A 15,881-nucleotide genomic window follows, 5' to 3' on the forward strand; every position below is an offset into this window, starting at 1 on the left:
ATCATAAAGGATAAAAGCAATTATTACCTTTTATCCTTTTTCATGGCGGGTTATCCTGGTTCGCAATTTGCCTTTCGAGGACGATGAATTTAGGGTTATCGGTTATATCTCCACCATTTTGGGGATTAGCGGGTTCAATCCCCGCACCCGCCTTTGTTTTGTCACATGATTTATCTCACGCAAAGGCGCAAAGACGCAAAGAAGAACGCTAAAGGGTATATTTTAATCAAATTAAAACTTTTGTAAGATATCGCGCTTACTCTTTGAATTTCCGTTTCTCAATTTCAGCTATGGGTAAGAGTAGGGTGTCTTCTATGTGTGATCGCACTTCAGGAGATACCTCACAAAAACTATTCAAGCAATATACCAGAAACTTATTAGCCTCGTAATACTGCCTTATGCGAAAAAATAAATGGCGAGTTTACAGCCTGAACCCAGTACCAATTGAAGGATAAGGTAAACACTGCTGTAAAAAAGTGCGATCGCACGAAAAAACTTAAAGCCTGCGATCGCAGGCTTTGTATTTCTAACCTTAATTCTACAAACGCGCCACTGCTGGAGTTTTATCATTTGAACGCGGATTAGTATCAGCACTCAGCAACGCCAGGTGCTACAACGGAGGGAACGTCCGCAACGCACTGGCTCCTCAGCACTTTGCTATATCCTCTGATTGGCAGATGCGATAAATAGTGATGGGCACTTTTTATAGGGAAGAGCGTCTCAAGAAATATCCTTACATGCTCAGGGAATAAGCAAAAATCCCTAGGGTTGTCTACAACTAGCCTTTCAGGTGATGCTTGCTGGTTGCTACCGAACCGCGCTACCAAAGTCGCTGATTTCGCAAAACCAGCAACAGTACCGCAGTATCTTTTTGAAGGAAACCCTGCGCTGAACTGCTTGTGGTGTCACCACGCGTCTACGCCAACTCTAAAAATAGGGATTTGCTACACACAATTGTTGTAGCACGGCGGTAAGACTACCAGCCAAATAAACCCTAGTAAATTTTTGTCAGCTATTGGTAACTTTTTCAACATTTATTTGGAATTTTTGTCAGCAATTATCCATTTTTTTCGTCAAATTCTGGTAAACCAATAGTACGGCGTGTATTTACAGTAAATGATCTTGCTTGAAATGCTATCAATCAAGGAGACCTGCCATGCCAGAAAAACTTGTGCAAGCCGCCATCATTACTTTCATACTCCACCTGATAGCAGGACTTAGCCCAAACCCTAAACTTCAGACAAGGTTAACATCACCCACACCAGAAACCCCAACACCAATAGTCAGCTTGCTATTCCGCTCTTTTAAATAGGAGTTAGTGGTCAGTGTTCAGTGGGGAGCTAGCGCTTGCAAGCTCGCTAGCGTCACTCGTACGGGTTAGTTGTCGTTCTAATTGTCCCCTCATCGCCCCATCTCCTCTTCCCCCTACTCCTTCCCCTTGAAGGAATAAGTCGCTTGTTGGGTTTTTTGTAGATGTTCTAAACATCTGGGTTAACACTCTGAGGAACAAGGTAGACTGAGCAAAGAAGGCAACTATCTGTATTTGAATTATGACTAATCGCCTTGCTGAAGCCAAGAGTCTTTATCTGCGAAAACACGCCGAAAACCCTATTGATTGGTGGCCTTGGTGTGATGAAGCTCTTGCAACTGCAAGGGCGCAAAATAAACCTATCTTTCTCTCCATTGGTTACTCTAGCTGCCACTGGTGTACTGTCATGGAAGGCGAGGCTTTTTCTGATCTCGCTATTGCCGAGTACATGAACGCTAATTTCCTGCCTATCAAAGTGGACAGGGAAGAAAGACCTGATCTAGATAGCATCTACATGCAAGCTTTGCAAATGATGAGCGGCCAAGGGGGTTGGCCTTTAAATGTTTTTATTTCTCCAGAGGATTTAGTGCCGTTTTACGCTGGGACTTACTTCCCTATGGAACCGCGCTACGGTCGCCCCGGCTTTTTACAAGTGCTACAAGCGCTGCGCCGTTACTATGACACAGAAAAAGAGGACTTGCGCCAACGCAAAGCATTAATTGTTGAGTCACTACTCACTTCTGCGGTATTGCAAGATGGTGCAAGCCAGGAAGCTCAAGAAAATGAACTACTCCGCAAAGGTTGGGAGACTAGCACGGGGATCATTACTTCAAATCAATACGGCAATAGCTTCCCAATGATTCCCTATGCAGAATTGGCACTACGGGGAACTCGGTTTTTGTATCCTGGCTCGCATTGGCAACAGGAATCTCGGTATGATGGCAAGGAAATTTGCAGACAACGAGGACTAGACTTAGCTTTAGGAGGCATTTATGACCATGTAGGCGGGGGCTTTCATCGCTACACTGTTGACCCTACATGGACAGTGCCTCACTTTGAAAAAATGCTCTATGACAATGGTCAGATTGTAGAGTATCTGGCAAATTTGTGGAGTTCTGGAGTAGAAGAACCAGCATTTGCACGAGCAGTCGCTGGTACTGTTCAATGGCTGCAAAGAGAAATGACTGCACCACAAGGGTATTTCTATGCTGCTCAAGATGCTGACAGCTTCACTAGTCCTACAGCAACAGAACCAGAAGAAGGAGCTTTTTACGTCTGGAGTTACAGCGAACTGGAAGAACTGTTAACGCCAGAGGAACTAACACAATTACAACAAAAGTTTACAGTCACTCCTAACGGTAACTTTGAAGGTAAGAATGTCTTGCAAAGACGTGATGGAGGAGAACTGAGTGCAGCATTGGAAACAGCATTGGGCAAATTGTTTGCTGCTCGTTATGGTAGCGCACCCAACTCACTGGAAACTTTCCCTCCCGCCCGGAATAACCAAGAAGCGAAAACTGGTAATTGGCCTGGTCGCATTCCTTCGGTGACAGATACGAAGATGATTGTGGCATGGAATAGCTTAATGATTTCTGGTTTGGCAAGGGCTGCGGGGGTGTTCCAACAACCTTTGTATCTGGAAATAGCCACACAAGCAGCAAATTTTATCCTAGAGCATCAGTTTGTCAATGGGCGTTTTCACCGCCTCAACTATCAAGGTGAACCAACTGTTTTAGCTCAGTCTGAAGACTATGCTTTGTTTATTAAAGCGCTGCTAGATTTACATCAAGCTTCATTGGCACAAGATGAAAAAAACTCAGTTTGGTTAGAAAAAGCGATCGCTATCCAAGACGAATTTGATCAATTTCTCTGGAATTTAGAATTGGGTGGTTATAACAACACATCTAATGATGCTAGTCAAGATTTAATTGTGCGAGAACGTAGTTACGCGGATAATGCTACACCATCAGCCAATGGAGTAGCGATCGCTAATTTAGTCCGTCTTGCCCTACTCACAGATGATCTACATTATTTGGATTTAGCTGAGCAAGCCTTGAAAGCTTTTGGCAGTGTGATGGGTAGCGCTCCCCAAGCTTGTCCCAGTTTGTTCATAGCTTTAGATTGGTATCGTAACTCTACTGTGATTCGCACCACAAATCAGCAGATCAACACTCTAATTCCCAAGTATCTACCTGCTGCTGTGTTTGTTGTGGGATCTAAGTTACCAGAAAACAGCATCGGGTTGGTTTGTCAAGGGTTTAAGTGCCTTGCACCAGCAGAAAGTTTCGAGCAGTTGTTGCAGCAAGTGCAGCAGAGTCAGATTAGAGGATGAGAAGCAGGGGAGATGGGGAGCAGGGGGGAATACTTTAACTTATCTTCCTCATCTGTGCAACTACATACTCAGAACTCACCAGTTTTAAGTGCGATTGTTTTGGCGGGTGGTAAAAGTTCTCGTATGGGTAGGGATAAGGCGCTGATTCCTATTCACGGTGTGCCATTATTGCAGCTCGTTTGTGGTATTGCTCAAAGTTGTGCTGAGACTGTTTATATAGTCACTCCCTGGTCTGAACGTTATGAACACTTGCTTTTGCCTGATTGCCAATTTATTAAGGAAGTGTCTTTACCAATAGGTGATAAAAAGCTAGAAATACAAGAAAATACCGAAAATACTCTCATCTTTCCTGCTCCCCTGCTTCCCTGCTCCCCCGCACCCAATACCCACGGCCCACTCGTAGGCTTTGCCCAAGGTTTAGCGCAAGTACAAACAGATTGGGTGCTGCTGCTAGCTTGCGATTTGCCTCGGTTGCGGGTTGAGGTGTTGCAAGCATGGGCGGCTTTCCTTGATAATGTCAGGGATGAAGCGATCGCAGCTTTGGCTGCTCATCCTAAAGGCTGGGAACCTTTGTGTGGTTTCTATCGCCGTCGTTGTTTACCACAACTTCTAGAGTTTATCAATCAAGGCGGGCGATCGTTTCAGCAATGGCTCAAGCAATATCCTGTAGAAGTTTTGCCTTTACCAGCACCAGAAATGCTTTTTAACTGTAATACACCTGAAGATTTGGCTGTAATACGCTGAAAATACCGTTTCAGCTAAGTAAGACAAGGACTAAATTAAGGTTTGATTAATCGTTACTAGCAGTAAAAAATTTTACTACTATCAATTTTAAAGAACAGAACAATTGTTATCTATTGAACAATATTTTGTCAAAGTATTACTATATATTAAGTTAAGCTTTTCTCAAAAAACCTTGTATACCTCACGGCGAGTGGCACGATCATGTATTCCTTGGGAAATTGTGGATTGTAGCACTACTCGCCTTTTTGTATATTTTTAATTTAGTTAAACCTTAAATTACTAGTATATAAGATTACTAAAGTTACATAAATCTCTCTTACCCAAATTTTGACTAATGACTGATGGCTATCATTGCTTAGCAGTCAATGCTCTTGACAAATAACCATGCAATTCATAGCAATCTGATCTAATTTGTGAAAAATAGTTTTTAATGGAACCACCCCACCCTCCAGAAACGCTTTCAGCAAACGTGTGACGCTCTTACCAGTGTTTGTTCCTTATGGGAAGCAACTATAGCAAAGTGCTGAGTGCTGTAGAGGGTTGGTGCGGCTACTCTTCTCCTTCAAAGACAACTGCTTCACCAAGTGGAGTATGGTGGCGTTGCTGAGTGCTGAGTAGAAAGCGAGTTATTTCAAGGCTTTGAGCAATTAGCACTGTCCTAAACTATGCTTCCACTGCTATACATTGGTTCACCAAAATGCAGAGAACGCACAAAGATAACAAAGAGAGATATTCACGAATGATTTACGATCGCTATAGATGTGTTTTAGGTTATTATTTCACTTCCACATGTAAATGTGTTAAAAAACACCTATCTTAGGGTTTTTCAAGTCTGTATTCAGGTGATATCTGTAGCTACGAGGAAGTTTCAAGATGTATCGTCGTTGGATTGTATCTGCTTTAGCAGTTTTGTTGAGTATATTTTTAGCAGCCTGTACTAATATAACTAGTCAGCAGCCACAAGCAAATGTGATAGCAACTACGAAAAGCCCTAACACGAACTCTCAACAACTACCAAAAGAATCTGCTAAAAGAGTTGTCACTCTTTCCTCTTTGGCGACTGATATTATTTATCAACTTGATCAAACAAAGCTTGTAGGAATTACTGGGAGTACATTATTTAAAAATGATCCAAGTTTTAAAGATATTCCTCGCGTGAGTGAAGGGCAAAATTCTCCTAATTTAGAAAAAATTATTGCCCTCAAGCCTGATTTAGTGATTGGTGCAGAGGGGTTTTCTAACCAACCAATTCAAAGACTTCAGCAGCTAGGAATTTCTACTTTTCTTACCCAAGTCAATAGCTGGAAATCTTTGGAAGAACTGACTATTAAACTTGCTCAGTTAATTAATGCTGATCCTCAGCCTTTGTTAAATCGCTATAAAAATTTTTTACCCGCTCAGCCAAAAGAAAGTTACTCTACTTTAGTGCTGGTTAGTCGTCAACCGATTTTAGCACCCAATAAAAACAGCTGGTCTGGAGATTTATTAACACAATTTCGAGCTAAAAATCTAGCAGCAGAATTACAAGCTCAAAGTCCAATAGGTGGATATGTGACGCTATCGGCTGAGAAGGTTATAGAAGCCAATCCAGAGGTAATTATTGTTGTCAACACTCCACAAGGTAGTTCAGAAACCTCAGTTTTAGAATCCTTTAAAAAGGAAGGCTTTTGGCAGCAACTACAAGCTACTAAAAATAATCGAGTCTATAGTTTTAACTATTATGGATTGGTGAATCCAGGCAGTATAGATGCAATTGAAAAGACTTGTCAGCAGCTTAAACAAGACTTGCTGGGAATAGAAAAAACTTAACCCATAGCATTCGTGATAGATTGAAATAAAGCACATCTGAATAATGGTAATTATTGAAGTTTTCGTCGGGCTGCTTCTAAAATTAAACGTTGTTCAGCACGGGCGATCGCTTGATATGTTCGCTCCACTGCTTCGGGTTCTACAGAAATGGAAGTAATACCCCATTGCACTAGTTGCTCGATCATTTCTGGATAAAGTGCTGGTGCTTGACCGCAGATTGAACATGGTATCCCCGCAGTTTTAGCCATTTGGATCAGTTGGGCGATCGCACCCATTACCGCAGGATGACCTTCGTTAAATACTTTTGTCAGTTGTCCTTGTTCTCGATCTACTCCTAATAGTAGTTGTGTTAAGTCATTGCTGCCAATAGAAATCCCGGCTACACCTGCTTTGACATATTCTGGTAGCAAAAACAACACGCTTGGCACTTCTGCCATGATCCACAATTGAAACTGCGGGATTTGAGTTAACCCTGCTTGCTCAACTTTATGCCGACAAAAGGAAAACTCGCTAACACTGCGAACAAAAGGCAACAAGAGGTGAAGATTGCTGTAGCCTGCTTTTTGTACAGTTGCTAAAGCTGTCAGTTCCAACTCAAAAACTGCGGGATTGCTGACGTAGCTGAAAGTACCGCGATCGCCTAGGATTGAATGGAGGCTATGAGTTGATGATGACAACTCGTGCGATCGCCAATCTAAAGAGCGATAAAATATTGGTCGTGGTGCAAAAGCACGAGCAAATTCCATAATTTGCTCACACCATTGCTCTAACAATTCTCCTTTTCGCCCATCTATTAGCCAAGTATGGGGGTGTTGTCCTTTGAGTGGGCCTAAGAGCATTAGCTCTGAGCGCAACAATCCTACCCCATCCACAGGTAAGCTTTGCGCTTGCTCTATCAAGCTGGGCTGACTCAGGTTAACCAACAGCTGGGTAGCAATCATGGGTAGGTTAGGGGTAATAAGAGCATGGGGTGATGGAGTAATGGGGTTATTGTGAGAATTCAATTCATAATTCTCCCCTGAAGCTTTTTTATCTGCTAAGTCTTTTTTGATACGATAAACTTCGCCTCTATCACCATCAACAAGCAATTTTTCACCGTTTTCAATTAGTACTGTAGCATCTGTCGCACTTACCACTGCGGGGATGCCCAATTCTCTGGCTAGAATCGCTGCATGACTGGTCAATCCTCCCTGTTGTGTGACGATACCCACAACTTCCTGCAATATCGGTAACCAATCTGGTGTAATTGCTGATACTACTAAAATTACTCCCTTGGGTATCTGTTCTGGTCTGTGTTGAGAATTGACAATTACATAAGCAGTCGCTGCTACACGTCCTGCTGCTGCACCTAGTCCTTTAATAAACTGTAAATCGGGAATTGCTGATTGGGGGCTACTAACTTGTGTCAAATAGAGATTGGGGAGCCAGTCGCGTGCAGGTGTTTCCAAGGCGGTGCCTTGAGGAGATAAGTGACCAGGAGCTAGGGTTGCAGACTGGTTCTCCTCTGGGGTAACTTCGGAGGTTTCCTCAAAAGGCCGCAAAACTGGATTAACTGGGGTTTGCTCAGATATAGTCCACTTGATAGTAAAGTTTTTACCTAGTTCACTCACAAGTTGATTTCCCAGAGTGATTAATTGTTGTAGGTATTCTTCCTGTAAAGCGTACTGTTTTTGTTGAGCTTCCTCAACAATATCAGTTAATAATATATCAGTATTATCTACTATTTTGACTACTTGCTGAGGTATAGATTTTGAAGTATCTACAGACAGAGGATCTTTCACACGATAAGCCAGCATTTTATTACCCAGATGTCTCTCTAGTACAACTCCTGTGTCGCGTTGGATGTAGTATGCATCTGGTAAGACATCACCTTGGGTGATGGCTACTCCTAATCCCCATGTAGCTTCAATTTTCCACCCCGAAGAATTAGCACTAAGTAAGCCGCTAGCGATCGCGTTGTAAACTGGTTGTACTAAAATTGCTAAATTAATTTGTTGCAGGCTAATTCCCAGACGTTGCCAATACACTAGACTTCTAGCACGAAATAGTTGGTTCCAAGTTTGTTTTAATGCTTTGGCGATCGCTTCTTCATCACAGTGGCAAAAGATTGATTCTAATAAACCAGAAGTATTTCCCAAACCTGGCATCACCGCCGATAATGCAAGTGTTGGACGCAAAATCAAATGATTAGCTTGCCATTGCTGAGTTGCTTGAAAAATTGTACTCACCCACTGGGGTGGCACATTTGCTGTCATAATTTCTTGACGCAAGCGAATAGCCACCTGCTGAAGTTGACGCCAATTGGCTATATCCAGGTGCAACGAAGAATAGGGTAAATCAGCGACTAATGACTCTGAACTGTTGAGAGTTTCTAGGAATTGTCGCAAAACGTCTGCTGAAACTACAAAACCAGGCATCACCGGATATCCAAGCTGCATGATTCTGCTTAAATAAAATGCTTTGTCACCTACCTTAGTACGGTCTAGCAGTTTAATTTGATCAAGCCAGTAGAGTTTATCCACTCAATTTGTTAATTCTCAGTTATCAGTTTGCCACTACAAACATATCCTCTTGGTCACTTCTGAGATTTCATCTACTGAATATATGCCAGAAGGAGTTTGTACCATTAACGTTGAGATTTTTCGATTTAGTGATCGATTAATTAATAATTACAGTGTTTATGGCTATATTTCACTCCTTTGTTAATTAATATTTTTCATTCATTAACCCTAACTGTATATTTGAGAAGGCATCTTACATTCAGATCTTGAGTATTTGCTTCAATCTCACAATTTGAGTTCAGATATCAAGCGATAATCATTTTTGAGTGTCAAAGAGCCGTTAAATCTATTTGAATCCCTACCGCTGCTAGAGTTGATTAATATTGAAATAAATTATAAATGAAATTTTATATATTTTTGCAAAAAAATTATTTTTAGTATACGAGCCAAATATTACAGAAAATAATTTTCTCAATAAACAAAGTATTCTCAATAATTTTGCAGCTAAATGCTAGGTAGGGTTTTGTAGTAAAATTTTTCATATAGGGTTAATTTTGGTAACTATACTACCAACCGACGGTAGGATGTAGTATTTTGTCTGTGAACCAACATTGTTAAACACTTACTATCTGGCACCAAATGATTTTCTGAATATCCTCTTCAGGCTGTGCCTTGCTTTACTGCTTGGGGCAATTATTGGAACAGAGCGTCAGCTAAAGCACAAACCAGCAGGTTTAAGAACTCATATGCTGGTTAGCCTTGGTTGTGCTGTGTTCACTGTTATACCTTTGCAAATAGCCCCGCTACAACCAAATGCTGATACTCTCAGCCGCGTGATTCAAGGGATTGCAGCTGGCGTAGGATTTCTTGGTGCTGGAGAAATTGTCCGCCAATCTTCCGAAACATCACAGCGGCTTGAAATTCACGGACTCACATCTGCTGCATCTATTTGGGTTTCGGCTGGTTTGGGAATTGCGGCTGGGTTTGGTTTATGGCAGTTAGGATTGATTGCTGCTGTGCTGACTTTTATGGTTCTCCATCTTTTTAAAAGAATAGAAAAACCAAATTAGTCATTAATTTATTACTGTTGACTGATGACTGTGAACAATAGAATATTTTTTGACTTGGAAGTCCCAAATGACAAATGACTACTTCGTTGATATTTCTCCTGCCTTAACAAAAAGAATTTGGGAAGAATTCAACCATTGGGAATCAAAAGAACTCAGATGAGTGGTAGTAATTAGGGTTTGAAAACGGTCTTGAATGGTATCTAATAATTGATTTTGGCGGTATGGGTCTAATTCAGCTAAGACATCATCAAGCAATAGTAGTGGCGGTTCTTTAACGACTTCTTCAATTAGTTGTAATTCTGCTAGTTTTAAGGCTAGTACTAAAGTTCGTTGCTGACCTTGAGAACCGTATTGACGAGCGGGTGTTTGATTAATAGCTAATTCTACTTCGTCGCGATGTGGCCCCACAAGCGTAGTACCTCTGTACGACTCAGCAACGGCTCTTTGTTGAATTTTTGTTAAAAACGCTTGCTGAACTTCTTCTGGTTGGTTTTGTTCCAAAGGAACATTAGGCGCATATTTGATTTGTAAGACTTCTGTACTGCCACTGATATTGGCGTGCCAAGCAGCTGCAATGGGGGCTAATCTTTGGATAGCCCGATCGCGTCTTCTAATTACCCTTGTACCTGTGGTCGCTAATTGTGCATCCCACACAGCAAGTTCCTGATGCAGGGGCGCAAAGCCTTGCGCCCCTACTGAGTCTTGATGTTTTTTTAAAAAGGCGTTGCGTTGGCGTAGCACATGGTTATATTGCTGCAAAATGTGAGCATAAACTGGTTCAAGTTGAATTAACAACGTATCTAGCCAGTTGCGGCGATTTTCGGGGCCACCGCGCACTAGTTCTAAATCCAAGCTGGAAAACTGCACTGCATTCAGGACACCGAGAAAGTCCATTTGTCGCCGTAGAGACTCACCATTGAGGGCCACACTACGGCGACCATTGCGACGAAGAGTTAAAGTTAAGTCACTGATACCAGTTTGTCGTTCTAGGGTGGCATGAATTTGAGCGATCGCTTCTCCTTCTTTGACTAAATCGCGATCGCGTGCCATACGGTGCGATCGCAATGTCGCCAACAACTCCACCGCCTCCAACAAATTCGACTTTCCCTGAGCATTATTGCCCACCAAAATTGTTTTAGCAGCAGTAAACTCAACTTTTTGCTCTTCGTAATTGCGAAACTGCCGCAGATGTAGGGTTTTGAGATACATAATCAAAAGTTGGGAGTTAGGAGGCGTAGGGGCGGGTTTTGCAACCTTATCCAATTAGTAGCAAGATATGCATACTTTACCCGCCCGTACAGAAGTTAGGAATTTACAACTCATAACTCACAACTCATAACTCATAACTCTTTCACACAGCCTTCTTGCCTGCAAACCGCAAAAATAGCTTTTCCAATTCCACCCACACAAACATCAAAGCACTGAAACCAATACAAATTGCCAATTCTTGTAAATTGAGGTAGTGAGTACCGAAGAATTCTCGTAGGGGTGGGACGTAAACTAGCATCAGTTGCAAAATTGTGGTGACAACAACAGCACCTAACACAAAAAGATTGGAGAAGGGATTCATCTCAATGGTCAGTTGGTTATTGGAACGAATGGCTATGGCATGACCCATTTGGGCAATACACAAAGTTGTAAACACCATTGTCTTCCAGGCATCGCGATCGCCTTGATATCCTGCGGCATGGGTATGGTTATAAGCCCAAGCCATTAAGGAAATGGTGATAATGGCAAAAATGATGCCAATGCGAATCATATAAGAACCCAAGCCCCTAGCGAAGATACTTTCCCTGGGACTAAAAGGCGGACGCTTCATGACATCTGGTTCTGGAGGTTCCACAGCCAATGCCAAGGCTGGTAAACCGTCTGTTACCAAGTTCATCCACAAAATTTGCAAGGGTGTCAGGGGAACGCCTCCCAAACCAATTAAGGGTGCAGAGGCAATGGTGAGAACTTCGCCAATGTTACTACCCAAAATGTATTTGATAAAGCGGCGAATATTAGTGTATACTACTCTACCTTCCTTGGTAGCGGCGACAATGGTGGCGAAGTTGTCATCAAGCAGTACCATGTCACTAGCTTCTTTACTGACATCAGTACCAGTGATACCCATTGCAATGCCGATGTCAGCTTGTTTGATAGCTGGGGCATCGTTGACGCCATCGCCTGTCATGGCTACAAATCTGCCTCGACGTTGCAGTGCTTGCACAATTCGCAGCTTGTGTTCTGGGGCTACCCTGGCATAAATGCTTACCAAGTCCACATTTTGCTCTAGTTCTTGGTCACTCATGCGTTGCAATTCTTGACCTGTCAAAACGCGATCGCCTGCTTGGGCAATACCTAAATCGGTAGCAATTGCTCTTGCAGTTAATTGGTGGTCGCCAGTAATCATCACTGGGCGAATCCCTGCTTCCCGACATTCTTGGACTGCTGCCCTGACTTCTGGGCGTGGTGCATCTAGCATTCCCACCAATCCCAGCCATACCAATTCTTGTTCGTATGTCTCATCTGACCCCTCTGGCGGCACTTCACTCAGGGGTTTATAAGCAAAACCTAGCACCCGTAGACCTTTACTAGCCATTTGGTCATTTTCTGCCAGAACCTTTTGGCGTTGTTCTTCTGTCAAGGGCGTTGGGTGATCGCCTAAATAAATTTGAGTGCAACGTGACAAGATTATCTCTGGTGAACCTTTGGTAAACATTAAGTACGCTTGCGATTGCACTAGATTTGCGATCACTGGGTCAACTGCGGTTAAAGATTGTTCACCTGTGGCTACTTGCTCGACTCGACAAATCACGCTCATGCGTTTGCGTTCTGAGGAAAAAGGAAACTCCGCTACACGCGGTAATTTACTATTCAACTGGTCTTTTTCAATACCAGCTTTCGCCGCCAATGTCAGCAATGCACCTTCTGTAGGATCTCCCAAAATCGCCCATTCGCCGTTTTGTTTTTGCAGCACCGAGTCATTACAAACGGCACAGGCGACTAACAAAGCTAAGATGTCTGGATGTGACTCTACGGGAATTTTTTGATTATTTAATTGAAAATCTCCCGTGGGAGCATAACCTTCTCCCGTGACACGAACCGATCTGCTATCCGTATAAACTGACTGCACTACCATTTTGTTCTGAGTTAAAGTGCCGGTTTTATCAGAACAAATGGTGGTGACAGAACCCAATGTTTCCACTGCTGGAAGTTTGCGAATTAAGGCATTGCGGCGTACCATCCGCTGAGTTCCCAGTGCCAGGGTAACGGTAATTACGGCAGGTAAACCTTCCGGCACCACAGCAACCGCCATACTCAAAGATACTTCTAACAGTTCTCTGATGTTGCTAAAACCTCTGGCTTGGATAACACCGCCAACAACGACAATCGCTACCAGAATCAAAGAACCTGTCACCAAAACGTTGCCCAATTGCGTCATCCGCTGTTGCAACGGAGTCGGTTCACTATCCACCGCCTGCAACATGGCAGCAATTTTGCCTAGTTCGGTTCGCATTCCGGTGTTGCTTACCAGAACCTTTGCTCTTCCTTGGACAACTTCGGTTCCTTGAAAAACTAAATTAATGCGATCGCCTAAATCTGTTTCTTCAGGTAAAACTAAGGTTGCTTGTTTATTTACAGCTTCGGCTTCGCCCGTTAGTGCCGATTCTCGCACTTGTAAATTAGAAGCTTCGATTATACGTCCATCTGCGGCTATCTGTACCCCTGCTTCCAGCAGCATGACATCGCCCGGAACTAATTCTTTGGCTGCTACCTCCACTACTCTGCCGTTACGAATTACTCGCACCAACGGAGAGGCCAGTTGTTTCAACGCGGCGAGGGCTTTTTCAGCACGGCTTTCTTGAATGTAGCCAAGTATGCCATTGAGGATAACAATGGCTAAAATAGCGATCGTATCTTTGAATGGCACTTCACCAGGCTTCAATTCGCCCGCCCGCCAAGACATAAAGTCTAAAAACCCAGAAATGAAAGCTACAGCAATCAGCATCAACAACATAATGTTGGTGAACTGATCCAGCAGAATTTGCCAAGCGTTGCGACCAGCACTTTCTTCTAGTTCGTTCGGGCCGTATTTCTGCAACCGCTGTTCAACTTCTTTTGGTGTTAAGCCTTGGTCTGCGTTACTATCAAGCAGGTTCAGCGCTTTATTAACTTCCAAACTATGCCAAGTGGCAGCCCCTTCAGGCAGAGAATTAGCAGACATTGTGTAGGTTACAGGAAATGGTTACAAAATTCGATCATAATTTAGTGGTGGCTGGAAAACCATCAACTAAAGTAACATTAGGGCTAATATAAACTTGTATGAGTTTATATACATTTCATCACATTTACAAATATTTCCTCTATTGACATATGTGTGTTATTTCCTACGAAAGAGTTTTTTGTAACACATTCTACTGATAATTAAGAGTAATAGAAGTCTGAGGTTTAGTGTCAAAGGTTATGCCACAATTAATCCTAGGCGTGCTAAACCGTTGAACAAATATGCTTAATATGAGTTTTGCACTCCCTAGTTTTACTGCTAGCCAGATGTTTGGGCAAAGGATAATTCGACCGCTTACCGCTGCTACCCTAAGTGGCATTGCTTTCATTAAAGATACACTCATTGCTATAGATACTACCAAAGGCCATCTACTAGAGATTGATCCTGCTTCTGACAACAGCAAAATTCTCAACCCTCACCAAACTAGAGAATTTACAGGCGTCACTGGTCTAGCAGTGTGGGAAGATACCTTATGGGTAACTCGTGAACACAGTGTCTATCTATCCAAGCTCACCTCTTTAGGTTTGGAGCATTTTGTCACTTTACCTTATCCCGCTGACGGCGTTGCTGTTTGGGAATCAACGGTTTACATCAGCTGCCAAAAGTCAGGGTCGATACTGGTATACGATCGCGAAACGCGCAAAGAAATTACCAAATTTTATGCACCTGGCGTTGGTATAGAAAATTTGGCAGTTAGTCAAGAAACGCTTTGGATTTGCGATCGCACAGAACAAACAGTCTACTCGATGGATAGGGCCACAGGAGAAGTTAACTTCAGTGTGCTAACACCGTTTGAATCTCCCACTGGCATTGCAGTATACGCTGATAGCGAGTCAGGTAAGGAAAGTCTCTACATTGCCTATGCTTCGGATGAGCCTTATATCAGAGATAATCCCAACGCTGACCCTAATTATGAGTTAACGTACCGCGATCGTACTTTTATTCACCCGCTGTATTACCATTACGAGCCAGATAAACATTACGCCCTCTCCAATGGCTATCTCATTGAAATGTCCTATGCTGAGGAAATTTCCCCTTTAGAGGAGGTTTATTTACCACAAGTAGAATGGCGTATTGCTTTGCCCTCAGAAACTGAGCGCCAAAAGCTCAAACACGTTGAACCCATTGGGCTACCTTTTACCGAAGAAGTGATAGATGGACAACGTGTAGCAGTGTTTAAGTTTGATGCCCTCACTCCTGGCGAACGACATGTATTTGGTTGGAAAGCACTGTTAGAAGTACGAGGAATTAAGTATCGCATTACACCAAAAGATACAGAAGGTACTCCTGAACTTTCACCAGAATTTCAAAGTCGCTATTTGGTGGATGATGACGATTTGGCAATGGATACTACCATTGTCCGCCGTGCTGCTCGTGATGCGATCGGCTCAGAAACCAATTTACTGCGGAAAATGTACAGCATCCGCAATTATGTTTATGATGAGTTATCCTATGGTATTAAACCATACATTGATACGCCAGATATAGTTTTAGAACGTGGTGTTGGCTCCTGTGGTGAATATGTAGGAGTTTTGCTTGCCCTATGCCGTTTAAATGGTATTCCCTGCCGCACCGTTGGTAGATATAAATGCCCTCCTCATGGCGAACAGCAAGGTGTTCCCTTGCAACCAGACTTTAATCACGTTTGGCTGGAGTTCTATATCCCTGGTATTGGCTGGTTGCCAATGGAATCTAATCCTGATGATCTAGGGAATAATGGCCCATATCCCACGCGCTTTTTTATGGGCTTATGCTGGTATCACATTGAAATTGGCAAAGGTATCCCCTTTGAAACCTTAAGCAGCCAAGGCACCCGCCTTACCAAAGATGATATTCCCATAGGTGA

At 42.9% G+C, this 15,881-nt stretch carries 10 protein-coding genes; 6 read left to right on the forward strand and 4 right to left on the reverse strand.

Annotated features, from left to right (window positions below; translation table 11 throughout):
• Positions 1-256 precede the first annotated feature (256 nt).
• Positions 257-400: an NACHT C-terminal helical domain 2-containing protein gene (locus tag I8748_RS36210; RefSeq protein WP_404800264.1), complete on the reverse strand. Its 144-nt coding sequence runs from the start codon at positions 398-400 to the stop codon at positions 257-259.
• A gap of 756 nt (positions 401-1,156) precedes the next feature.
• Between I8748_RS36210 and I8748_RS03525 the strand changes: the two genes are divergently transcribed.
• From I8748_RS03525 to I8748_RS03540, 4 genes are all read left to right on the forward strand, one after another.
• The gene (locus I8748_RS03525; RefSeq protein WP_198123286.1) at positions 1,157-1,312 is read left to right on the forward strand and encodes a hypothetical protein; all 156 of its coding nucleotides are present in this window, start codon (positions 1,157-1,159) and stop codon (positions 1,310-1,312) included.
• A 238-nt stretch (positions 1,313-1,550) separates the two neighbouring features.
• The gene (locus tag I8748_RS03530; protein WP_198123287.1) at positions 1,551-3,641 is read left to right on the forward strand and encodes a thioredoxin domain-containing protein; all 2,091 of its coding nucleotides are present in this window, start codon (positions 1,551-1,553) and stop codon (positions 3,639-3,641) included.
• A gap of 123 nt (positions 3,642-3,764) precedes the next feature.
• Positions 3,765-4,385, forward strand: a complete 621-nt coding sequence (locus I8748_RS03535; protein WP_404800265.1) for a molybdenum cofactor guanylyltransferase — start codon at positions 3,765-3,767, stop codon at positions 4,383-4,385.
• An 873-nt stretch (positions 4,386-5,258) separates the two neighbouring features.
• Positions 5,259-6,194, forward strand: coding sequence for an ABC transporter substrate-binding protein (locus I8748_RS03540; RefSeq protein WP_198123289.1), 936 nt, complete (start codon positions 5,259-5,261; stop codon positions 6,192-6,194).
• A 50-nt stretch (positions 6,195-6,244) separates the two neighbouring features.
• Here the strand turns inward: I8748_RS03540 and I8748_RS03545 are convergent, their stop codons facing one another.
• A complete protein-coding gene (locus I8748_RS03545; RefSeq protein ID WP_318781187.1) occupies positions 6,245-8,716 on the reverse strand; it encodes a putative PEP-binding protein in 2,472 nt (823 codons plus the stop codon).
• A 590-nt stretch (positions 8,717-9,306) separates the two neighbouring features.
• On the opposite strand from I8748_RS03545, the gene I8748_RS03550 reads away from it, so the two are divergent.
• On the forward strand, positions 9,307-9,765 hold the full coding sequence (locus tag I8748_RS03550; protein WP_198123290.1) for an MgtC/SapB family protein: 459 nt from the start codon (positions 9,307-9,309) through the stop codon (positions 9,763-9,765).
• Positions 9,766-9,843: 78 nt separating this feature from the next.
• Here the strand turns inward: I8748_RS03550 and recF are convergent, their stop codons facing one another.
• Both recF and I8748_RS03560 read right to left on the reverse strand, forming a co-directional pair.
• The gene (gene recF / locus I8748_RS03555; protein WP_198123291.1) at positions 9,844-10,974 is read right to left on the reverse strand and encodes a DNA replication/repair protein RecF; all 1,131 of its coding nucleotides are present in this window, start codon (positions 10,972-10,974) and stop codon (positions 9,844-9,846) included.
• A gap of 142 nt (positions 10,975-11,116) precedes the next feature.
• Positions 11,117-13,975 carry a cation-translocating P-type ATPase gene (locus tag I8748_RS03560; RefSeq protein WP_198123292.1) on the reverse strand — a complete coding sequence of 953 codons (2,859 nt, stop codon included), beginning with the start codon at positions 13,973-13,975 and terminating at the stop codon, positions 11,117-11,119.
• A 290-nt stretch (positions 13,976-14,265) separates the two neighbouring features.
• Between I8748_RS03560 and I8748_RS03565 the strand changes: the two genes are divergently transcribed.
• Positions 14,266-15,881: transglutaminase domain-containing protein (locus I8748_RS03565; protein WP_198123293.1), on the forward strand; the 1,616-nt coding region annotated here is incomplete at its 3' end.

This window comes from Amazonocrinis nigriterrae CENA67 (assembly GCF_016056305.1).
Lineage (GTDB): Bacteria > Cyanobacteriota > Cyanobacteriia > Cyanobacteriales > Nostocaceae > Amazonocrinis > Amazonocrinis nigriterrae.